This is a genomic window from Candidatus Eisenbacteria bacterium (assembly GCA_013140805.1).
Lineage (GTDB): Bacteria > Eisenbacteria > RBG-16-71-46 > RBG-16-71-46 > RBG-16-71-46 > JABFRW01.
Map to the genome: position 1 here is coordinate 1 of JABFRW010000094.1, position 23,062 is coordinate 23,062.

The 23,062-nt window shown below is 67.7% G+C and carries 15 protein-coding genes and 1 tRNA gene; 11 read left to right on the forward strand and 5 right to left on the reverse strand.

Annotated features, from left to right (window positions below; all coding sequences use genetic code 11):
• Together HOP12_08000 and mutS are read left to right on the forward strand one after the other, a co-directional pair.
• The coding region (locus HOP12_08000; protein ID NOT34097.1) for a hypothetical protein at positions 1-637 on the forward strand (637 nt) is incomplete at its 5' end.
• 287 nt (positions 638-924) lie between these two features.
• Complete coding sequence (mutS, locus tag HOP12_08005) at positions 925-3,525, forward strand: DNA mismatch repair protein MutS (protein NOT34098.1); 2,601 nt, start codon at positions 925-927, stop codon at positions 3,523-3,525.
• A 40-nt stretch (positions 3,526-3,565) separates the two neighbouring features.
• Here mutS and HOP12_08010 read toward each other — a convergent pair whose 3' ends face one another.
• The 3 genes from HOP12_08010 to HOP12_08020 are packed head-to-tail and all read right to left on the reverse strand — an operon-like array spanning position 3,566 to position 6,334.
• Positions 3,566-4,123 carry a hypothetical protein gene (locus HOP12_08010; GenBank protein NOT34099.1) on the reverse strand — a complete coding sequence of 186 codons (558 nt, stop codon included), beginning with the start codon at positions 4,121-4,123 and terminating at the stop codon, positions 3,566-3,568.
• Between the two features lie 4 nt (positions 4,124-4,127).
• A complete protein-coding gene (locus HOP12_08015; protein ID NOT34100.1) occupies positions 4,128-4,484 on the reverse strand; it encodes a phage holin family protein in 357 nt (118 codons plus the stop codon).
• Complete coding sequence (locus tag HOP12_08020) at positions 4,481-6,334, reverse strand: bifunctional homocysteine S-methyltransferase/methylenetetrahydrofolate reductase (protein ID NOT34101.1); 1,854 nt, start codon at positions 6,332-6,334, stop codon at positions 4,481-4,483. Before HOP12_08020 ends, HOP12_08015 begins: the two co-directional genes overlap by 4 nt.
• Positions 6,335-6,481: 147 nt before the next feature.
• Here HOP12_08020 and HOP12_08025 point away from each other — a divergent pair, with 147 nt between their 5' ends.
• The 4 genes from HOP12_08025 to HOP12_08040 are packed head-to-tail and all read left to right on the forward strand — an operon-like array spanning position 6,482 to position 13,818.
• The gene (locus HOP12_08025) at positions 6,482-8,350 is read left to right on the forward strand and encodes a hypothetical protein (protein NOT34102.1); all 1,869 of its coding nucleotides are present in this window, start codon (positions 6,482-6,484) and stop codon (positions 8,348-8,350) included.
• A gap of 23 nt (positions 8,351-8,373) precedes the next feature.
• Complete coding sequence (locus tag HOP12_08030) at positions 8,374-10,500, forward strand: fibronectin type III domain-containing protein (GenBank protein NOT34103.1); 2,127 nt, start codon at positions 8,374-8,376, stop codon at positions 10,498-10,500.
• A gap of 7 nt (positions 10,501-10,507) precedes the next feature.
• Entirely contained in the window at positions 10,508-11,854 is a 1,347-nt protein-coding gene (locus HOP12_08035; GenBank protein NOT34104.1) for a hypothetical protein, read from the forward strand.
• 26 nt (positions 11,855-11,880) lie between these two features.
• Positions 11,881-13,818, forward strand: coding sequence for a DUF4910 domain-containing protein (locus HOP12_08040; GenBank protein NOT34105.1), 1,938 nt, complete (start codon positions 11,881-11,883; stop codon positions 13,816-13,818).
• A 54-nt stretch (positions 13,819-13,872) separates the two neighbouring features.
• On the opposite strand, the gene HOP12_08045 is transcribed toward HOP12_08040, so the two are convergent.
• Positions 13,873-14,595: a peptidylprolyl isomerase gene (locus HOP12_08045; GenBank protein NOT34106.1), complete on the reverse strand. Its 723-nt coding sequence runs from the start codon at positions 14,593-14,595 to the stop codon at positions 13,873-13,875.
• A 159-nt stretch (positions 14,596-14,754) separates the two neighbouring features.
• Positions 14,755-15,513: a peptidoglycan editing factor PgeF gene (pgeF, locus tag HOP12_08050; protein ID NOT34107.1), complete on the reverse strand. Its 759-nt coding sequence runs from the start codon at positions 15,511-15,513 to the stop codon at positions 14,755-14,757.
• 60 nt (positions 15,514-15,573) lie between these two features.
• Between pgeF and HOP12_08055 the strand changes: the two genes are divergently transcribed.
• The 5 genes from HOP12_08055 to HOP12_08075 all read left to right on the forward strand — a co-directional run bounded on the left by HOP12_08055 (position 15,574) and on the right by HOP12_08075 (position 23,015).
• Positions 15,574-18,423 (forward strand): hypothetical protein, encoded by a 2,850-nt coding sequence (locus HOP12_08055; protein NOT34108.1) that lies wholly within the window; start codon positions 15,574-15,576, stop codon positions 18,421-18,423.
• A 217-nt stretch (positions 18,424-18,640) separates the two neighbouring features.
• The gene (locus HOP12_08060) at positions 18,641-19,972 is read left to right on the forward strand and encodes a hypothetical protein (protein ID NOT34109.1); all 1,332 of its coding nucleotides are present in this window, start codon (positions 18,641-18,643) and stop codon (positions 19,970-19,972) included.
• Between the two features lie 51 nt (positions 19,973-20,023).
• Complete coding sequence (gene mutL / locus HOP12_08065; GenBank protein NOT34110.1) at positions 20,024-21,901, forward strand: DNA mismatch repair endonuclease MutL; 1,878 nt, start codon at positions 20,024-20,026, stop codon at positions 21,899-21,901.
• Positions 21,902-21,931: 30 nt separating this feature from the next.
• Positions 21,932-22,906: a tRNA (adenosine(37)-N6)-dimethylallyltransferase MiaA gene (miaA, locus tag HOP12_08070; GenBank protein NOT34111.1), complete on the forward strand. Its 975-nt coding sequence runs from the start codon at positions 21,932-21,934 to the stop codon at positions 22,904-22,906.
• Between the two features lie 33 nt (positions 22,907-22,939).
• A tRNA-Gly gene (locus HOP12_08075) sits at positions 22,940-23,015 on the forward strand.
• The last annotated feature ends 47 nt before the right edge of the window (positions 23,016-23,062 follow it).

Sequence of the window (23,062 nt, forward strand, 5' to 3'; positions counted from 1 at the left end):
CGATCCCGCTCGCAAGACCGAGGCGCGCTACTGGGCCGGACTCTCGTGGCTCGCGTCCGGGGACGCCACACGAGCCGCCTCGATTCTCGAAGAGGTCGGTCGCCAGCCCTCGCCCTGGCGCGGCCCCGCGCTCGCTGCGCTGGGTAGCGCCTGGGAGATTTCGAAGCACCCGGAGCGGGCTCGGCAGGCGTTCATGGCCGCGCTCGAAGCTCCACGCGCCTCGACCGCCGCATTCGCGGCCGAGCGCGCGGCCGCGTACGAAAAGGACGCGGGTCGGACGCGTGCCTCCTCGAAGCTGCGGGAGCAGGTGGTGCGCGACTTTCCACGCAGTGTCGAAGCGACCTCCGCCCGCGAAGCACTTGCCGCACCGGCAGCGTCCCATCCCGCGCCCCAGGAGCGAGGACGTTTCGCGATCGAAATCGGGACCTTCAACAATCCGGCCCGAGCCCGCTCGCTGGTCGCGGCGGCGAAGGCGGCGGGATTCCGAGACGCGCGCGTGGTAACGAAAGGCGAGGGAGTCGGGGCCTTGCATCACGTGTGGCTCGGCAGCTTCCTCGACTCGAAGCGCGCCGAGAGTGCCGGTGATGCCGCGGGACAGGCCCTCGGGGTGCGCTGGGTGGTCGTCGACCTCGACTAGCGATCAGCTTGGCAGGCTGCGAAGCGATCCCTATGCTCGTGGGCCTCATGTTCCCTCGAACATCCTCCAGTAACGGCCCCGACCGCGTTTCGGGCGGTTCCGCGAGTCCCGATCCCGCGCCCGGCGACCTTTTCGCGCCTCATTCGCTCCAGTCGGATCACTCGACTGAACCGGAGTCGGCAGCGGATGTGGGTCTCTCGGACGCAGGCGATCCGCCCGCCGCATCACGGCGCGCTCGCGCCGCATCGAGTGGCGTCCGGCGCTCCAGGCCCGAAGAGTCGCCTTTCATGGCGCAGTATCACGCCGCCAAGTCCCAGCATCCGGACGCCTTTCTGTTCTTTCGAATGGGCGACTTCTACGAGCTGTTCTTCGAAGACGCGGTCGAGGCGGCGCGACTGTTGGGCCTGACCCTGACTTCACGCAACAAGCAGGATCCTAATCCGATCCCGATGTGCGGGATGCCGTGGCATCAGCGAGACGGCTACGTCGCCCGGCTGCTCAGGCTTGATCGCAAGGTCGCCATCTGCGATCAGCTCGAGGAGTCGAGTCCGGGTCGCAAGCTGGTGCCGCGTGGAGTGACGGAAGTCCTGACGCCCGGCTCGGTGGTCGGAGAGGCATTCCTCGATCCGATCGCGAACAACTTCATTGCCGCGTTGTGGCCGGGTCCGGAGGGGATCGGGCTGTGCCTCGCCGACGCCTCGACTTCCGAGGTGCGTCTGGCCGAACTCACCTGGGAGGAATCCGCCGGGGCTCTCGCTTCGCTGCGAGTGTCCGAGTGGCTGCTCCCGGACGCGGCCGCCGTCCCGTCGGCGCTCGCCGAACGATTCGCCGCCTCGACCGCGGGACTTGCGGGAGCGCGGAGCACGCTGGCGACCGGCGCCTATCTCGACGATTTCCGCGCGCTCGAACGCTGGAGAGACGCGGCTCGCGAGCTACTCGACTCCCTGTCGCTCGCGCGCGCCGCGGCCGCCGCCCTGCTGGCCTACCTCGACGTCGTGCAGGGCGGAACCGCACTGGTTCACGCGCGCGTCGAGAGCTGGCGGGCCGCCCGCACCCTTCGGTTCGATGCGGCGACGGCGCGTCATCTGGAGTTGTTCCAGCCGCAACCGGGCGGCGAAATCTCGCACACGTTGTGGCATCACCTGAACTTCGCCGTTACTCCGCTCGGCGCGCGGCGATTGCGAGGCTGGCTCGAACGCCCACTCGCCGAGAGAGCCGCCATCGAGGCGCGGCACGATGCGATCGCCGTGTGGATCTCGGAGGGCGTCACGCGAGCGGGGTTTCGTGAAGCTCTCAAGGGATTCCCGGATCTCGATCGGCTGGCGTCGCGCCTTGCGCTGGCGCGTTCGACCCCGCGCGATCTGGGTGCGCTTCGTGACGCGCTGGCGCGGCTGCCGCAGTTGTGCGCGGTGCTCGGAGAACTACGGGCTCCCGCCGTCGCCGCGATCCTGCCGGCACTGGCGGGAATTCCGTCGCTGCTCGACGATCTCAGTCGCGCGCTGGTCGACGATCCGCCGCCGCTTTCGCGGGACGGTGGAGTGATACGAGAGGGATTCGACGCGCATCGGGATCAGGTGAGTGCACTGGCGCGTTCGGGCAAGCACTGGATCGCCGAGCTGGAGGCGTCGGAACGTGCTCGGACCGGCATTGCCACGCTCAGGATCGGCTACAACCGAGTGTTCGGCTACTACCTCGAGGTCACGCGCCCGCATCTCGAGAGGGTGCCGGCGGACTACGAGCGACGCCAGACCCTGACGACCGCGGAGCGCTTCGTCACGCCCGAACTCAAGCACAAGGAGAGCGAAGTGCTCGGCGCCGAGGACAAGCTGCGCGCGCGCGAGCACGAGCTGTTCGTGGCGCTTCGCGATCGCGCAGCGGAGCACGTGGTGCGACTGCAGCGAGCGGCGGATGCACTGGCGGAGCTCGATGCGCTCAGCGGCCTCGCCGAGGCGGCAGCGCGCTTCGGCTGGACACGCCCCGCGATCGACGACTCGGACGTGCTGGAACTGATTGGTGCCCGACACCCGGTGGTCGAGCGCCTGCTGCCGCGTGGCGAATTCGTTCCGAACGACGTGCGGCTCGCGGGGGGTGAGCGTCAGATCCTGCTGCTCACCGGCCCCAACATGGGCGGCAAGAGCACCTATCTGCGCCAGACCGCCATGGCGGTGATCCTCGCGCAGGCCGGCTCCTACGTGCCGGTCGAACGCGCACGCATCGGAATCGTGGACCGCCTGTTCACGCGGGTCGGCGCGGCCGACCGACTCGGATCGGGACACAGCACCTTCATGGTCGAGATGCAGGAGACCGCAGACATCCTCCGCAACAGCACGCCGCGATCGCTGGTGTTGCTGGACGAGATCGGGCGCGGGACCGCGACCTACGACGGTCTGGCCCTCGCGTGGGCGGTGACCGAGCACCTGCACGCGGCGGACGGCCCACGGCCTCGCACGATCTTCGCGACCCACTATCACGAGCTGACTCAGCTCTCGGATTCGCTCACACGACTTCGCAACGTCAACGTGACGGTCAAGGAGTGGGGCGACGACATCGTGTTCCTTCATCGCATCGCCGAGGGCTCGGCCGACCGCAGCTACGGAATCCACGTCGCGCAGCTGGCGGGGCTGCCGGCCCGCGTGATCGCGCGCGCGAAGCAGGTGCTGCACGAGCTCGAGAGCGAGCGCACCGCGGAGCATCTGGGCGGAAGCATCACAACAGGTGGTGCGGAGGGCGGGAGGAGTGTGGATGGTGTCGTCGGGCTTCCGGCACGTGAGTTGGATCCGCGTCTCGAAGAATTGGATCGCCTCGTGCCGGATACGATGACTCCCATCGAGGCGCTTCAGAAGCTCATCGAGTGGAAGCGCCGAGGCGTTCCGCCCGCGCCGCGCTGACCGAAGGGGCCACACGGACGGGTCTCGGCGATGCGATGCGTCACCGCTCGGCGGCGGTCGGTTCCTCGATCGAAAGCAATCCGGTCGAGCGCGCGTCGCGCCGATCCGCATGCGCATCCGCAACCGGGGGTGCTGCGGGCTCATGGTTGCGAAACGCCACCAGTGCCTCCCAGTGCCGCGGACGCTCGCGCTGGATCCAGGCCTCGAACGCGGGGGCGTCACGAAACCAGGCTCGAATGTCGGCGAGCGGCAGGCGACGTTCGCACTCGCGGGGATCGTATTCACGACACAGCACGGGATGGCGGCCATAGATGCCGCAGCGCCCGGCATCATTCAAGTTCTCGCACGGTGCCTCGAAGCACACGAACCAGCGTTCGGGGCGCTCCACGAAGAGGCTCACGTTGCGATGCATGATCGCCCACAGCCACTGGTCGTACTCGCGCGGCGTGCGTGGCTTGTCGATCTCGACCGTGATGTAGCTGCAGCACTTGGTACAGCCGGCGCACAGGTCGGCGTTTTCATCTGCGCTGAGCGCGAGCGCCGGCCGTGCGTCTCCGGCATCGGTCGCGATGGAATCGACCTGGAGGTGCTCAGTCATCGCGTCAGGCCTTCTCCTGCTTGGTTTCGCGCGTCACGGCCTTCCAGATCATGCCGACCAGCGAGAGCAGGATCGATGCGAGCAGGGCGGTGACGATGTTCGAGATGCGAAATCCCGGCACCACCAGCGAAGCGATCCACAGACACGCGGCGTTCAGCACGAACAGGAACAGCCCGAGCGTGATGATCGTGAACGGAAGCGTTAGGACGAACAGGATCGGTTTCACGAGCGTGTTGACGAACGCCAGCACCAGCGCCCCGAGCAGCGCCGGAACCCATCCGGTGACTTCGAAGCCCGGCAGAAGCTGTGAGAGCAACAGCATCGCCGCGGCGATCACCACGAAATAGAGCAGATGCTTCATGACAGTCCCTCCAGCACGGCGAGACAGTTCTCATACCGACCGAATGACGGCATGAGATAGACGCCGTTCGCGAGCGTACGGCACTGCGTGAGCAGATCCCGCGCGAGTTCGAGGCCGACCTTCTGCCCCTCGTTGCCGGCGTCGTGCATGCGGGCGCGCACCCAGTCGGGTACCACGATGCCGGGGACCTCGTTGTGCAGGAACTCGGCGTGCCGGTAGGACTGGAGCGGCAGGATGCCGATCAGCACCGGAACGTCGGTGATGCCGCCGAGCCTCTCGATGAAGCGCTTCCAGCAGTCGAGCTCGTAGACCGGCTGCGTCATCAGGAACTGCGGGCCGGCTTCGAGCTTCTTCTTGACCCACTCGAACTCGGCATCCAGGTCGTCTGCGGTCGGGTTGACGCCACATCCGAACGCGAAACGAGTTGCGGCCCCGATCGACGTGCCTGCCAGATCGGTGCCCTGGTTCATGCGCTGCACCATGCGCATGAGGCCCACCGCATCGGTGTCGAATACGGCGGTCGCGTTCGGATAGTCCCCGAGGCTCGGCGGGTCGCCGGTCAGGCACAGGATGTTGCGCAATCCGAGCGAGTGGGCGCCGAGCAGATCGCTCTGCAGCCCCATGAGATTTCGATCGCGCGCCGTGAAGTGCAGGATGATCTCGAGTTCCGGATGTCGCGAGTGGATCTGAAACGACAGCGCCATCGCGCTCATTCGAATGCGCGCCATCGGCGAGTCGGCGATGTTGATGCAGTCCACCCCGTGTGCGGCCATCAGCCGCGCGCCTTCCAACACCTTTTGCGTATTGATGCCGCGCGGCGGATCGATCTCGACGCTGACCACGAACTTGTCGCGCAGCTTGAGCAGGAAGCTCGGTACCTCGGAGCTCTGGGTCGGCTGCACGGGTGCCGGGGGGGCTTCGAGCACCGTGACCTCGGCGCCGGGCGCGAGGCTCTCGAGCGGCGCATCGTTCGCGAGTCGCGCTCGCATCGCCGCGACGTGGGCGGGCGTGGTGCCGCAGCAGCCTCCCACGATGCGGGCGCCGAGCGCGATCGCTCGCGCCGCGAACTCGGCGAAGTAATCGGGACTCGCTAGGTAGAGGAACCGGCCATCGACGTAGCGCGGCAGACCCGCATTCGGCATTGCGGACACCGGAGTGTCGCCGGCCGCCTTCACAAGCTGTTCGAGGATCTCGAGCGTCGGCTGAGGGCCCACGCCACAATTGACCCCGACCACACTCGCGCCGGCGTTCTTGAGCGCGGCGACCGCCTCGGCGGGCGTGTGTCCGTAGAGCGTCTTGCCATCGGTGCCGAACGTCATCTGAGCGATCACCGGAAGCTCGGTGGTTGCCGCTCGTACGGCCCGGAGTGCGGCCAGGATCTCGTCGAGATCCTGGAAAGTCTCGAGGATGAAAACGTCGCAGCCGCCCTCGAGCAGGCCGTTGGCGGTCACTCGGAAGTGTCGTTGCGCATCCTCGACCGTGATGTGGCCGAAGGGCTCGAGCGGTTTGCCGAGGGGGCCGATCGCGCCGGCCACGAATGCGGGCAGTCCCACGATCTCCCGGGCCGCGCGCGCGATCTTGACCCCCTGACGGGCGATGCGGTGAACGTCGCGATCGCGCTCATGCGGCGCGAGCCGCACGGCGTTCGCGCCAAAGGTATTGGTTTCGATCAGCTCCGCGCCGGCCGATAGGTACTCGCGGTGGACCGACTCGACCACGTCCGCCCGGTCAAGGTTCAGCAAATCAAAACTGTGCTCGAAGCCGACACCGCGGCCGTAGAGCACCGTACCCATCGCGCCGTCGGCCAGGATCGGTCCGCGCGCCAGTCGTTCGAGGAAGGGAGAGGCCATGGAGCGCGAATGTATCCGCCACGTCATTCGGCGAGCAAGCGCATGCGTTGGCCGCGCACCCACCCGCTGCTATAGTTCCGGCCCGTGATCACACCCGGACTCCGCGCATCCCGCACTTCATCGGCTCTCCGTCCTGCAGGCGCCGCCGTGGCGCTGGCGGTGTTGTCCGCGTGGTTTGGATTCGCGAGCGCCGCTCCGGTGCCGATCCTCACCGCCGATCGACTCAAGGCCGGAATGAAGGCCCAGGTCCTCACGGTGTTCGTCGGCGAGCGTATCGACACGTTCAGTGCGGAGATCGTGGGCGTGATGTCCGGGGGGCGCGCGGAGGGCGATCAGATCGTGGCCCGAGCCACGGATCCACGCGCGATTCGAAGCGGAATCGCGCAGGGGATGAGCGGCTCTCCGGTCTACGTCGACGGCAAGCTGATCGGAGCGCTCTCGGGCGGCTGGTCGTTCGTGCGCGAACCCGTGTTCGTGATCACTCCGATCGCTGAGATGCTCGCGGTGCTGGATCAGCCGGAACACTCGAGTGCTTCCGGCACTTCGGGGCCCGCCGGGCTCGACCTGGGACTCGAGACGCACGAGCCGCGCTACCAGTATTTCCGCTGGAGCGAGGAATCAACGCTCTCGATTCCGGCTCCAGCTGCCCCCGAAACCAGCGGCCCGGGCGCGGCATTTCCCGCACTCGGGCTCTCGCGGCCGCTTGCGCTGCCGCTCGCCGCATCCGGCCTGCATCCCGGCTCACGAGCGATCGCGGCTGAGCTGCTCGCCCCGCTCGGGCTCGCACTCACTTCGACAGGGGGCGGTTCCGGGCGTGCCTCGTCCTCCGCGCCTCGCGCCGTCGCCGGAAAGCGTTCGGGGTCTGCGGCCTCGCAGGTCGCGACGATCGAACCGGGTGCCGCGGTCGCGGTCGATATCCTGCGTGGTGACCTGAATCTCTCGGCGATCGGAACGCTCACCTATCGAGATGGCGACCGTGTGCTGATCTTCGGTCACCCGTTGTTCCAGGCCGGCGAGGTCAAACTGCCGCTTTCGCGCGCCGAAATCACCACCATCATTCCGACCGATGTGTCGTCGTTCAAGCTCGGACGTCCGGGCGAGCCGATCGGCACCGCGACTCAGGATCGTCGGGCCGCGATGGCCGGCCGGCTGGGTCCGGTACCGCACCTGCTGCCGATCACGGTGTCGCTCATCGAGGCCAGCCGTCGCCGGAACTTTCATTTCGAGAGCATCGAAGATCGCACTCTGCTGCCGAGCATGGTCGGAATTGCCGCCTTCAACAGTCTGATGGAGTCGGGCGGCGCGGGCGCCGGTCAGACCCTGCGCTGGACTCTGCGTGCGAGCGGCCCGGGCCGTGAGCTGACGATGTCCGACGTGGTTGCGGGTGAGGCTCCCGGTGCCGAAATGTTGAACGCGATCAGCGGACCGCTGCGATTCCTGGCCGGCAACCCTTACGAACGCCTCGCGCTCGACAGCATCCAGGTCGCGATCGAGATCGAGCCGCGACGTGAACAGTGGGTGCTGCGCGGCGTGCGACTCGCAACCGCAGCGGTGCGGCCTGGCGGAATCGCCCACGTGGCGTGTGAGGTCGAGTCGTGGCGCGGGGGTCGTCGCACCGTCATGCTCCAGGTGCCGGTTCCGCACGAAGTGCCGGCAGGTCGCTACTCGTTGTTCGTGGGCGGCGCAGCGGAACTGATGCGGATGGAAGCTGCGCGTCTGCCGGGACGGTATCGCCCGACAACGCTCGACGACGCGATCGACCGCTTCAATCACTGGCGCTCGAGCGACGCGCTGAGAGCGGTGCTGATCGCGCGCGCCCCCGAGGTCACGCGATCAGGCATCGACTATCCGGAGCTGCCGACCTCGGCGCTCGCGCTGCTCGCGCCGGGGACCGAGGCCGGTGACGACATTCGACGTGGCGATCGGCTGCTGTTGTCCGAGACCCGGTTCGCGCTGGAAGGCGTGGTGCGGGGTGAAGTGATGCTCGAGTTCGTCGTCGACGAGGATGCGCCGTGAACCCGCGGTCCCAAGGAGGAGTCGTGAAGCACTGGTGTTCGGCGATCGCGATCATGCTCGTGACCTGCTCGGTCGCAGGAGCGGCCGAGACGCAATTGTGGATTCACGATGGCCCCGCCGACCATGCCGCGGCCGAAACTCGCGGCGTGGTGGTGCGACCTGATGGGGTGATCGCGCTCGGGCCGGCGGCGCGTTCGCACGCCGCCGACAGCACGACCGTGATCTGGGCGCTGCTGCCGCTTCCGGACGGGTCGGTCGCGATCGCCGGGGACCGCGGGCGAATCGATCGCTGGACCTCGGCGGGAGGCGTTCGACCCTGGGTGCGGCTCGCGGCGGGACAGGTGCTCTCACTGGCGACAGACGGGGACGGCTTGATCGCGGGCACCGGGCCGGACGGTCGCATCTACCGGGTGTCGGCTGGTGGCGACACCTCGCTGCTGGTCAAGACCGGCGAACGCTATGTGTGGGCACTGGCGTCGGCGGGCAAGGGTGCCTGGTATGCCGCAACCGGTTCGCGCGGCCGGTTGCTCAAGGTCCAGCAGGGCGCGAGTCGCGTGATGCTCGACTCGGAGGAGAGTCACCTCATCTCATGCATCTCGGACGGTCGCGGTGGCGCCTACGCGGGCGGAGACTCGCGTGGTGGACTGGTTCACGTGAGCGCCGGCGGTGAGGCGCGGACATTGTTCGACGCCTCCGAAGAAGAGATTCGAGCGCTGGCACTCGGCGCGGACGGCTCCGTCTACGCTGCAGCGCTGAGTGCTTCCGCGGTGGCGCTGACGGGTGCCGCGGTGGACGACGACGAGAGCGACGGCCCGGCCGGAAGTGCCGCGCCGGTGCGTGCGGCCGTGAGCGGCGGGCGCGCAACGGTCTATCGCATCATTCCCGACAGCGTCGTGACCACCCTCTGGACTTCCCCTCAGCCGTTGCTCTACGCGCTTGCGTCCTACCGCGGTGCGCTGGCACCCGAGGGCGGGGTACTCGCGGCCAGCGGCAATCGGGCCGGCGTGTGGCTGGTGAATCCCAATGGCGGCGCGAGCCAGTGGATGGCCATGCCGCAGGGACAGGTCACGGCACTCGCGGTCACGCCGCGCGGCGAGATCTTTGCGGCGACTTCGAATCCCGGCGCCCTGTGGCAGCTGGGACCGGAACGAGCCGCGCGTGGCGAGCTGATCTCGGCGCCGCTCGATGCGCGCCGTATTGCGGCGTTCGGCCGGGTTGCGTGGCAAGGGCGTGGTCGCGGCGCGAAGCTCGACACCCGCAGCGGCAACACCGACAAGCCCGATACGACCTGGAGCGCCTGGAAATCGGTCGGAGCGGACGATCGTTCCGCTTCGGCACCCGCGCGCTATCTGCAGTACCGCCTCGAGCTCAGCGGCGATGCCGAGGTGAGTGCGATCGAGGCGTTCTATCGCGAACGGAATCTCGCTCCGCGCGTGGACGAGCTCGCGGTTGCGCCCCAGGGGCTCGGATTTCGTGAAGGCGAGCTGCAGCCGCGCAGCGAGCCTGTGACGCAGAGTCTTCCGGGCGGTCAGCGCGTCGAGTATTCGATCTCGAATCAGCCGACGAGACCGCTGCGGGGCTTGCCCGCTTTCGCGCGTGGACTGCGCACGCTGCAATGGCGCGGCAATGATCCCAATGGCGACGCGCTGCGGTACAGCGTCGAGTTGCGTCGCGAGGGAGAGGATGGCTGGATCAAGCTTGGCGAAGACTACGAAGCCACTTCGTTCACGTGGGACACGCAGTCGATTCCCGACGGACGCTATCGCGTCCGGGTGACCGCGACGGACCGAGCCGGCAATGCAGTCGGCGAGGAGCGGTCCGGGAGCGCCACCAGCGAGCCCTTCACGGTCGACAACACCGCACCTCGACTCACCGCGTTCGAGGCCGGCGCCGACGGGAGCGGCATCACGATCTCGGGAGCGGGGGAGGACGGCGAGAGCGTGCTGTGGCGCGTCGAGGTCTCGCTGGACGATGCCGACTGGCGTCCGGTGACTCCCGAGAGCGGACTTGCCGACAGTCGCCAGGTTCGGTTTCGCGCACGCCTGAGCGATGTCGAGCGCGGGCTCCATTCCGTGGCGGTGAGGGTGGTCGATCTGGCCGGGAACACGGCATCGCGCTCCCTTCCGGTGACGGTGGCCGTGCGGCGCTGACGCAAGCGTGAGCGGATCCGCACCTCAACTGCGAGTCATTCGCGGCGGACGCGCCGCGGTCGCCGACTCGGCGCCCGAAGATCCACGGCCCGCGCTCGAGCTGCTCGGACTCGGAACCGCGCTGGTGTTCGTGTGCGTGCTGCTTGCGCGCCTGCCATCGTGGCGTGCCGAACTCGGTACGTTCCAGGCACTCGCGGCCGTCGCCTTCGTGGCGTGGGGTGCGGCGCTGTGGCGTGCGCAGCCCGCCGCCGCCATTCGACACGCAGGCCTGCTGGTGCTCGGCATCGCAGTGGCCGCCCGTCTGGCGCTGTTGCCGGTCGCGCCCACCCTGTCGGACGATGTCTATCGCTACGTTTGGGAGGGCAAGGTCACCGCGCAGGGGGGCGATCCATATCGGCAGCCTCCGCTCGATCCGGCGCTCGCGTCGTTGCGGGATCGAGACATCCATCCGCGCGTCAATCACCCGGAGCTGGCCGCGATCTATCCGCCGCTCGCCATGGCGGGGTTCGCGCTCGTCGCTCGGGTCTCGGCCACGGTCGCGGCGTTCAAGCTGTGGATCGTGCTTTGGGACATTGCGCTGTGCGCCGCGCTCCTGTGGTGGTGCCGAGTTCGCGGCGTGCCCGCGCTGGCGGCGATTGCGTATGCCTGGAATCCTCTGGTGCTGATCGAGTACGCGGGCACGGCGCACTACGATCCGATCGCGCTCCTGCCACTCGTGCTGGCGTTCGGCTGGACGCCGCGGCGTCCGATGGCGGCCGCGGTGGCGCTCGTGGTGGCCTCGCTCACGCGGCTCATGCCGATCGTCGCCCTGCCATTTCTGTGGCGCGAATGGCCGTGGCGGGCACGGCTGCTGGCGGTGTGTGGGATCGGGGCGGGCGTGGCGCTCTACGTGAATCGCAGTCTTCAGGGTCCTTCGGGACTCGCCGCTTATGCACGGCACTGGCAGCACAACGAGGCATTGTTCACGTGCTTCGCATGGATACCACTCGATCCCGTGGCCGGGCGCGTCCTGGTCACGCTCGGCGTGGCGTCGATCGCCGCGTTTCAGTTCTTTCGCGTGCCGGATGTCGTGCGCACGTTTCGGCGCACGCTCGGCAGCATGCTGTTGTTCGCACCGGTGGTTCAGCCCTGGTACCTCGGATGGGTGCTGGTGTTCGAACCGATTCAGACCTCGCGCTTCTGGCTGTTCCTGTCGTTCACGGTCCTGGCGTCCTATGGTGTGTTTGCTCCGCCCGCCGCGGGGGGCGCATGGCATCCACCGCTCGGGGTACGGCTGGTCGAGTACGGGCTGCCGGTTCTCGCGGCGGCTCTGCTGGCGAAGTGGGATGCTCGAGGGCACGAACCGCGTGCGTGATTCGTCTTCGAAGGTCGGAGGCCGCAATGATCCGTGAGGTGGTCGAACGGACGCGCGCAGTCGTCGACGGCTCACGAGCGCTCGAGGACGTCCGGGCGCTCGCGGGCTTTCATCGCGTTCAGGCGAGTCCGGGTTACAACGCGGCCGCCGACTGGCTGGCCGAGTCACTCGAGAGCGCGGGGCTGGTGCCGGAGATCACGACTGTGTCGGGCGACGGACGCAGCCGACATCTGGGTGCTCTGATGCCGGAGGGGTGGTCGTGCGAGTTCGCCGAGGCCTGGCTGGTCGACGCAACCGGGCACCGCGAGAAGTGGTGCGACTACGAAGCGCAGAAGCTCTCGCTGGTGCTGCGCAGCATCGCCGCGCAGGGGCGCTACCCGATCGTCGACGGCGATCGCGACGATGCGGCGGCCCCCGGCTCGGCACGCGGTGCGGTGGTCCTCACCGAGTCGGCTGTCCAGACTCAGCATGAGCGCTACGTGCAGGGTCAAGGCGCAGCCGGTCTGCTCGCGTTCGGACGTCGTCTCGAGCCGCCGGTGCGAACCAACGACACCGATCTCGACGCAGTCGCCTACACCTCCTTCTGGTGGGACGAGCACTCGCCTCGCGGATGGGGCTTTGCGATCTCCCCGGCGCGTGGCCGCTCACTGCGTTCGCGGCTCGCCGCCGGAGAGCGACTGTGGCTCGAGATCCACATCGTCGCCCGCTTCGAACCGATCGCGATTCCGCTGCTGTCGGCCGTGCTTCCCGGCGCGTCTCCCGAGGGCGGCGAGATTCTGATCGTTTCGCATCTGTGTCATCCGCAACCGTCTGCCAACGACAATGCCTCCGGCGCCGCCTCGAATCTGGAGACCGCCCGCTCGCTGCAGCGGCTGCGACAGTCGGGGGCGTTTCCGATGGGCACGCACGGGGTGCGTTTCCTGTGGGTGCCCGAGTTCACCGGCACCTACGCGTGGCTCGCGACTCGGCCCGAGCGGAGTCGGCGCCTGATCGCCGGTCTCAATCTCGACATGGTCGGCGAGCGACAGAACGAGTGCGGCAGCGTGCTGCTGCTCGAACATCCTCCGTGCTTCGGAGCGTCGTTCGCCGAGGAACTTGTGGAGGCGGCGCGACGCCTCGCGGTCGATTGGATCGATTCGTTCTCGGGACCCGGCCACTATTCGCACGTGCGCATGGCCGAGGTGCCGTTCAGCGGTGGCAGCGATCACGCGGTGTTCAACCACCCCGCGATCGATGTCCCGTGCCCGCTGCTGATTCAGTGGCCGGACCGCTACTACCATTCGACGCTCGACACTCCGGACCGCTGTGATCCGAGCTCACTGGCGCACGCCGCTCGCACCGCGGCAACCTTCGCGGCGGTCGCGTCCGACGGAGGGCCGGAGGCGCTCGATCGGATCGCCGAACTGGTGCGTCGCCCTGAACGTCGCGGTCGGCTGCGCCCGATCGATCGGCCCGATGCGCGCGAGGAAGCGCGTCATGCGCTGCGCGAGGACTCGGTTGCCCGTAGCCTCGAGCGACTCGGCTGCGACGCGACCTCGATTCGAAAAGAGCTTCGGAGTTGCCTGACGGCGACCCGCGATCGAACCAACGCGAGCGATGCGCACGAGGCGTGGCGGGTGGTGGAGCGCGAGACCACTCGTCGGCGACGCGGTGCCGGAATCGTCTTCGAGCGGCGTCTCGAGGCACCGCTTCACGATCAACGATTTCTGTTGCCGGGCTGGACCGAGCTTCCGGCCTTCGAGCGAGAGGCCTGGCTCGCAGATGAGGCGAGGACTCCGAACGCGCACCTGCATGCAGAGCTGGCCTGGATGGCGTGCGACGGTTTTCGCAACGTGGAGGAGATCGCGGATCTGGTGTGGCTCGAGACCGGACAACGCTCGGACGTATTCATCGAACGTTTCTTCGACCGCCTGGAGCGTCTCGAGCTGGCGCGTTCGCTCGACCCCTCGGAGCCGAAACGATGATCGGAGCCCGCGAGGCGCGCGGGCTCCGATCGGTTGTTTGGGCGTTCTCAGGTGCTAGTGGTGAGTCGAATCCGCGAGAGTCGCCGCCGGCTTGACGCTCGAAGCAGGAGGAGCGACGCCTTCGAAGCTGCTCAGCGGCGCGAGCCGGGCCTTCTTGATGAGAGCCTTCTTGCCGGGGTTGCGCCCGCCGCCACCCGCTTGCGGCAGCTTGGCGTCGGATGCAAAGGCGGCGATCTTGTCGACCGCGTCCATGCCCTTGATCACCTGGCCGAACACCGTATAGCCGCCTGCGTCGAGCGACGGGAGCTTGGTGAGGTCGATGAAGAACTGGCTTCCGCTCGACGCCCGGGTCGGGTTGACCTGATCGCCCTGGCGAGCGGTCGCCACGGCTCCACGCACGTGTGGCAGGCCGATCTCGGCCTCGACGGTGTAGCCGGGACCACCCTGTCCGTCATCGGCCGGGTTCGTATTCTTCGAATTGGGGTCGCCACCCTGAATCATGAAGTTCGCGATCACGCGATGAAAGGACACGCCGTCATAGAATCCCTGCTTCACCAGCTTGGCGAAGTTCGCGCTGGTCTTCGGCGCCTTGACCGGGTCCAGCTTGATGACGATGTCGCCGAGCGTCGTCTCGAGCACGACGGCCTGCGCTTCGGACGGAGTGGTCGCGGCGGTCGTCGCCGGGGCGGTCGACGCCGGCGCCACGGTGATAGAAACGAGCAGCGCAGCAGCGATGCAGAGCGTCGTGACACCCGTCAAGGGGTTGCGTCCGAGCATGGTGACCTCCTCAGAGAGTCGAATCAGAGACGCGGGGGCGATGAAGAGCCCCGCGTGGGTACGTCGGTCCGGGAGCGATGACGCAGTCTAGCATTGGGGGAGTGCGAAGCGATTGCTATACTCCGCGGCCGTTCGTCGAACCAGAATGTCACCGAAGCGTCAGGCGCGTGTCGCCATCGCCACGACACCCCACTGGCGTCCGGTGACTCCCCGGTCCCGACGGTGCGAGAAGTACCGGCCATTGCTGCACGAGGTGCACTCTCCGACGTCCTGGATGGCGGCGGGGTCGACCCCGACCGCTTCGAGCTGAAGGCGGGCGGCACCGGGGACGTCGAGGCGCAGGCTTTCACCTCGATGGGTCACGCAAGGCGCCGGAAAGTGAGCCGCCACTTCCGGGCCCACTTCATAACAACACGGGCGATTGGCGGGGCCAAAATGGACATGAACGTCGCCGGCACTCAGGCCCGTTGCGTCGCACAGCGCTTCGAGCGCACGTCGCGGGATGTGGGCGGCGACGCCGCGCCAGCCGGCGTGAGCGACGGCCACGCCGCGGTGGGTCGTGAACAGAATGGGAAGGCAGTCAGCACCAGACACGGCAAGGGCGAGACCCGGGTGAGTGGTGACGAGCGCATCACAGTCCGGATGCAGGCCGGGCGAGTTCACTCGGGTGACGACGGCGCCATGGATCTGGCCGGCGGTTGCGAGTCGATCGATCGACAAGTCGAGAGCGGCAAGGACACGGGTGCGATTGGCTGCGACGAAGGAAGCGTCGTCCGCTGTCGATCGGCCGAGATTGAGTGAATCGTAGGGCGGAGGGCTCACACCGCCGAGGCGGGTCGTGAACGCGATCCGCGCGAGATGAGGATCATCGAGGTGCCGCCACAGCGGCGGTGTTCCGTCCGAATCGAGTTTCCACATGGGTCGCGCACGCTAGGCGCGCGACGTTGCGAGGTCAAGATCCGTGAGGCGACGAGCATCATGATGCAGCGAAGCGTCGAACGAATGATCGGGAGTGCCGTGCTTGCCCTGATGATGGCGGTCGGAACGGTGGTCGGGACTGCGCAGCACTCGGGAGCTCAGACGAGCGGAGGAGTGCCTCGCAATGCGCCCGGTGTCAGCCGTGCGATCGCGCGGGTGGGCACGATGGAGATCACCGAGGGCGAACTCGACCGACGATCCGACGAAGCACTGGCTCAGATGCGGGCGCGCAGTGGCGCCGACATTCTGGCAAGTCAGCGCCTCACGTTCCGCCGGCAGATTCTGGAGTCGCTCATCTGGCAACGACTCGTAACGCTCGAGGCGCGGCGAACCGGCCGCGAGCCTGCCGTACTCGCCGACGAGCTGCGCCGCAATGCCACGCCGAACCGCGATCAGGTGCGCAAGGACATCACACGGCGCGCCACCCTGGCTTCGATCTCCTACCTGCCGCTTCGCGTCAGCGACTTCACGGAGGCAGTGCCTCCGCCCTCGGAGCTCGAAGTACTGGACTGGTATCGGCGGAATCTCGACGCCTTTCCGCGTCCGGCCGAGAGCCGACTCAGCTTGATCGTGATTGCGAATCCTCCATTGTCGCAATCGCGCGCGATGCGGGTGGACCAGCGGCGCGAGTGGGAAGCGCTCATGCAGCGCCGCGCCGACAGTCTGCTCGCGGCGATTCGTGCCGGGACCCGCTTCGAGGACGCCGCGGTCGGGTTTGGCGGGGTGCAGCACGTGGGAATTGCGCGCGGCGGCCGGATGCCCTCCGAGTGGCGCGGCTCGGACTCGGAACGGAACAGCCTGTTCGAAGCGGCTCCCGGCGTCGTCTCGCCGCGATCCTTCGAGTGGTCGCCCGGCCGCGTGATCGTCCGTGTCGATGCGCATCTGCCGATTCATCCGGCGCCGATCGAGGCGGTCGCGACGGACATTCGCCAGCGCATCCTGGCGGAGCGGCCGCGTCGGGGAGGTGAGTCCGATCTTCGCGCGCTCTATGCGCAACTCGGAGATAGCCTCATCAACTCGGGTTCGCCCGTGCGCTACGCGGTTGCCGACACCGGCGCGATTCGGACCAGCGAACCGACCGCAGCAGAGCTCGACCGCTTCTATCGTCTGCACCTTGCCGACTACTCGAGCTTCGATGCACAGAAAGGCACCGTGGTCTCGGTGCCGTTCGCTGAAGTGAGAGAAGATGTGCGAGTGCGAATGCGGCGCGAACGTGCGCTCGCGAGTACGCGTCAGGTGGCGGACCGCATCGCCCAGGCGTGGAAAAGTGGCCGCCGGGATCGTGAAGCCGAAGGGCTGGCGAGCGCCGTTCGCGATCTCGGAGTGGTACCCACCGGCACGGCCGTCGATACCGGACGTGTCGGACGGATGCTCACCGACACGCTCGCGCGTCGCAACGGATTACCCGGCACCCGTGTGATCGAGGACGCTCGCGGGTACGTCGCTGTGTGGATCGGCGAGCCGGTCTCCAGGCATCGGCTGACCTACGAGCAGGCGCGCCCCATGCTCGCGACTCGATTCAACGAACGCGATGCGGCTGCGGAAGAACGCGAAGCGCTGGAACTCTACCGCCGTGAGCCGGGTCGCTTCGCGACCGGCAGGCGGGTCCACTTTGCTCGGCTGATCGTTGCACCGGCGGTCGCCACCGACATCCCTCTCAAACGCAGCGAGGTGGAGGGATTCTACCGTCGCAACATCGCGGACTACTCCGCGCCGCCAACCGCGCGCGCTGCCCACATCCTGGTGGCCATGGCCGAGCCGGGCGCGGAGGCTGAGCGCGCGGCACGACAGAAAGCCGAACGGCTGGTCGCGGCTGCGAAGGGTGGAGCCGATTGGTCCACGCTGGTGCGTGAGAACAGCGACGACGAGACCACGCGTGATGCGAATGGTGAAGTCGGCACCGTCATGCCCGGATCGCTGCAGACCGAATTCGAGGCGGCGCTGTTCCAGATGGAGGCCGGAGAGATCCGTGGCCCGGTGCGATCGAGCGCCGGATTCCACGTCATCCGTTGCATCGAGAACCTTCCGCCCGAGCCGGTGCCGCTCAGGTACTGTTACGTCAACGTGGCCTACGATCTCGCGCAGCAGCGCGCCGAAGCGGCCGCGAAGGCGCGAGCCGACAGCTTGTTCCGGGTCATTCGCACTCCGGCGGATGCGCAGGCGGCCTCGAAACGGTTCAACTACCTCATCTTCAGGAACGATCAGGTGATCGGAGACCGGCGCGTCGTCAAAGGGCTGGAGGAATTCTTCGACCTCATCGATCGCACACCCGCGGGCCGAATCGTGCCGAAGGTTCAGAGGTATCGGGGGCTCGGCTATGCGATCGCCTGGGTCGACAGCCTGAGCGAAACACGGATCGAAGACTGGAGCACCGCCCGAACCAAGGCGCTCGAGATGCTTCGGCGAGATCGAGCCGTTCGCACCATCGCGGCCCGCCGCGCCGCGCTGGATTCGCTCGCGCGGTCCGGCTGGTCGCTCGACAGTCTTGGTGCATTGCGCGGTGGGCTCGAAACGCGATCACTCGAAGGGGAGGGCCGCGCGTTGATTCAGCTCGGTGGAGCAAGTGTGGTCGACTCGTTGATCTTCGGCAGCGCGGTGAGACCGGCTGCGCTCGATCCGGGCGACATTTCCGACTGGGTGACGTTTCCGGAAGGCATCGCGCGCATCCGGCTGGACGCCCGCGTGCTTCCAGATGCGGTCATCGTCGACGATCGGATCGAGCGCGCCTGGAAGGCCCGGGCTGAGCGGCAGCTGTTCGATCAGTTCGAAAGCCTCAAGCAGCGTTACCCGGTGAACATCCTCGATTTCGACCTCTCGCAGGTGGCGGTTCCGATGCCGTCGGAGCGTTGAGGGGACGCAGCCGGCCGGATTCCAGCCAGGTGGAAAAGCTCCGACCGGTCGCGTTTTGCCACGCGTCCGTGCGGGTCGCACGCCGGGGCGTGATTTCACCCGATTTTGGCCACCACCGGCGTCCCTAACTCCATCAGGCGTTAGCCCGGAGCGCAATTCGTGGCTGGTATGGTCCCTGCACTCCGGAACCGGTGGACATCCTTCTGAGAGCGAGATCATGGCCATCGATACCACCATCACCGGCACCATTCCCCAGCGCATCGTCCTGGTCGACTTCGACTGGGAGGATGCGGATCTGGTGCCGCGGCTGGTCCGACACCCGGGTTCTTCGGTGCGACTGGTGGCCGGAACCCGTGCCGACGACCCCGGGATGCGACTGGCCGAGCTGTGCGGACTGCCTCGTACGACCGACCTGGCCGATCTGACGAGAGAGATCTTCGACGTCGCACTGGTGAGCGAGCGCAGCCCTCGACGGCCGCAGATCGAGGGCCTGCTGCTGGCGCTCGGCACTCCGACGCTCGACCCGCGCGCGTTTCTGGAGGGCGGCGGCGTGAGCGGCATGATTCCGCCCGCGCCACATGCGCCGCTCGCGCTCCACGCTGCGGCCTTCGAAGACGCGATCGGTGGCGAGAACTTCGACGCAATCGTCGAACAGGCGCTGCCCGACTTGCTGGACGCGGATCCGCTGCGCCCCCACGCGCGGAACTCTTCTCGTCGCATGCACGTCGAAAGCCTCGAGGACTTCCCGAGCGCCGAAGACCGCGGGCTGCTCGAGTCCGCGCTGCGCGAAGCAATGCTCGCCACCGGGGCGGGGCGGGCCGAACTTCACGTCGGCACTGTCGGGCACATGGAAATGGTCGTCCAGGTCGGACCCGATGACGCCCTGCTCAAGGGACTCGTCGCGCTCGCAATCGAACTGGGCACCCCGCAGGTCGTGACCAGCGTCACCGGAAGTGAGGAAGGCCGAGTGTGGGGTGCATGGCCCTTCCGCACCGCGCAGCGCCGTGGTGTGGTGGCGGCTGCCGCCATGCCACCGCAGACCGACTGGTCGGCCTGGCAACGGACGGTCGAGGACCTGCGCACCTCCTGGGACAAGGAAGACCGCGCGATGGCCGGCCCCGCGTTCCCGATGCTCCCGGATGCTGAGATGTCGTGGCTCGAACGCGATGAGTTCGTCGTGCGGCTCGAACTCGCGGTCGATCGACATCGCCGCGACGGCCTGAGGTTCGCGCTGCATCGCCTGCGCTTTCCGATGTCGACCGTCGCGGTCGATCAGCTCGCCAGCGAGCTGCCCGCTCAATTGCGAGACACCGATTGCATCTGTCGGCCCTCGAGTCAGCGCATCCTGCTCCTGACCGGCGGCTCGAAGGATCAGTTCCCGTTTCTGCGGCGAAGAATCCTCGCGCTGTGGCAACGGGTGTGGCTCGAGCTCGGGCTCGAGCGACCGATTCCGGGCATCTCGGACGAACGCATCGAGATGCTCAGTGCGGATCACGCCGCGGGATTCCTCGCCGGCGCGCTCGCGTGGCTGGACGACACGGGGGCCTGATTCCGCGACGGTTGCCGGGCGCGCGCGGCGCGTGTCATTCTCGCCCGCCCCATGACGACCGTCTCCGCGCCCACGATCCGCCGACTGGCCCCCGACACCGCTGCGCGTATCGCCGCAGGTGAGGTGATCGAGCGTCCGTTGTCGGCGCTCAAGGAGATCCTCGAGAACGCGCTCGACTCGGGCGCCCGCCGTATCGAGGTGGTCGTCGAACGCTCGCTCGATCATCGGTTCTCGGTCGCGGACGACGGGCACGGCATCGGCGCGAACGAGCTGGAACTGTCGCTCGAGCGACACGCGACCAGTAAGCTCACGGCGCTCGAGGACCTCGATCATCTGCGCACGCTCGGATTTCGCGGCGAGGCGTTACCGAGCATCGCGGCAGTGAGTCGGTTGACGCTCACCAGTCGTCCGCCGGATGCCGATGCGGCCGCGCAGTTGATGGCGGACGCGGGATCGATCACGGCGCTCGGCACCGCGGCACGTGCACACGGCACCACCGTCGAAGTCCGAGATCTGTTCTTCAATACCCCTGCGCGTCGCAAGTTCCTCAGCTCACCCGCCGGCGAATTGCGTGCGGCGCTTCGGTTGGTCGAGCACTACGGGCTTGCGTACCCGGAGGTCGCGTTCCGGGTCGTCGTGGACGGACGCCAGCGGCTCGACTGGGCGGCGGCCGCCGGCCAGGGACTGGCCGCGATCCGGGAACGTGCGACCTCGGCATGGGGCGCGCGACACGCCGGCCAGCGACTCGAAGTCGAGGCCGAGAAGAACGGCGTGCGGCTCACAGCTCTGCTCGGCCTGCCTGAGCACGGCCGAGCGAATCGAGAGGGGCAGACGTTCCTCATCAATCGTCGCTGGATCCAGAGCCCTCTGCTGTCGCAGGCATTGCGCCAGGCCTATGGAAATCTGTTGCCCGCGGGGCGCTTCCCGGCCGCGGCGCTATGGCTCGACGTGCCATCGGACCGGCTCGACGTGAACGTGCATCCCACGAAGCGCGAGGTGCGATTCGCGGACGATGACACCGTATTCTCGCTGGTGGCGGGCGCCTGCGCGCAACAACTGGCGCATCTTCACCCGCCGTTCACCGTGGTCTACGGCACGCAGCCCGAACCCCGATGGGCCGAGCGCGCGAACGCCCCCATCGAAGACCCTTCTCAGCTCGGACTCGAACTGGGATCTGCGCGACCGAGTGGCTCCAGTCTCGTGAGCTCCGCGGGCGCGGCGACGGATCCGGACGCTTCGGCACGCTGGGGGGAAGCGGGCGGCGCGGGCATCGTACGTGATGCGTCGCGTGCTTCCGAGGGCGGCGAGTTCGCGATGGCGGGCGCGTCGAGCGCCGGTCCCGCCCCTGCCGGGCTCGGCGAGCCCGAACTCTGGCAACTGCATCGCACGTATATTCTCGCACCGGTGCGCGGCGGGCTCGTGATCATCGACCAGCACGCCGCACATGAGCGCGTCTTGTTCGAGGAGGCAATGACGCGCTTGACGGGCCGCCCCGGAGTCTCCCAGCGCATGCTGTTTCCAACCACCGCAGACCTGACACAGGACCGATTCGACTTGCTGCTCGAACTCGGCCCGTGGCTCGAGATGCTGGGATGGGACCTGAGCCCCCTGAGTCCGCCGACGGTGGCAATCCAGGGGACTCCTCCGAATGTCGGTCCCGAACATGCGGTGGAATTGCTTCAAGACCTCCTCGATGGGGTAGGGGAGTCGACCGGACGCGACGCGCTTGCCGATGTCGCCGAACGCGTCGCTCGCTCGTTCGCCTGCCATGCGGCGGTGCGAGCCGGGGACCCGCTGACGCTCGACGAGATGCGAATGCTGGTCGATCGGTTGTTCGCGACTTCACGGCCGCACGGAGATCCACACGGCCGCCCGACGTTCGTGCGTCTCGATCTCGACGAGCTGCATCGCCGATTCGGTCGATCGTAGGTTGCGGCTGCTCATGGATGCGACGCGCCGATGAAGCCACTCGCGACGAGCCTCACGATTGCGATCGTTGGCGCAACTGCGACCGGCAAGACGGCCGTCGCGGAGCGCGTGGCGGAGCTGACCGGTGGCGAGATCGTGTGTGCGGACTCGCGACAGGTGTTCGCAGAGCTCGACCTGGGTACCGGCAAGCCCTCGATCGCCGAGCGCTCGGCGCGCCCGCATCACCTGTTCGATGCTCTGACGCTCGATGGGCGCGCGAGTGCGGGGTGGTACGCCGAAGCGAGCGCGAAGGCGCGAAACGACGTCCGTTCACGGGGTCGCGTGCCGATCCTGGTTGGAGGTTCGGGTTTCTACCTGCGCGCCGCGCAGGAAGGACTCGCAGACGAGCCACCTCAGGACGCGGTCATCCGTGCGCGACTGAGGCAGGAGCTGGCAACCGACGGCGCGCCCGCATTGCATGCCCGACTGGCGGAAGTGGACCCGGAGAGCGCCGCCCGGATACATCCGAACGACGGGCAGCGTGTCGTGCGCGCACTCGAGGTGTTCGAGACCAGCGGGCAGCCCCTCGGATGGTGGCATCGCCGCACCGCTCCCACGCCGTTGGCGGAACGCTGGCGCGTCTTCGAACTCGTGGTGCCGCCCTCTCCGCTCAATCGAAGGATTCGCCTGCGGACCGCCTCGATGCTCGAGCACGGCCTCATCGACGAGGTGAGAGGGCTGCTCGGAGGTCCACATGGGGATGCACTGCGCGCGCTCCAGGCGATCGGTTACGACGAAGCGATCGACGTGATCGAGGATCGCATTTCCATGACGCAGGCTCGCGACCGAACCAACCTCCGCACCCGACAGCTCGCCAAACGTCAGCGCACCTGGTTCCGACATCAGGCGACCAGCGTGCCGCTCGAGGCGCTGGAAGTGGAAGCCGACGTGCTGGCGGAAACGATCGTCGCGATGAGTGCGATCGACCCGCCGCGCTCGATTGACACCCCTCCGGGGACCGCCTAACTTCCCTGCGGCGCACTTCCGAAGTGCATTCGCGCGGGCATAGCTCAGTTGGTAGAGCGCGAGCTTCCCAAGCTTGAGGTCGCGGGTTCGAACCCCGTTGCCCGCTCCAGTCTTCCTCGTCGCGCCGGCCCGCCGCGCGCGGGCCGCGACGCGTCG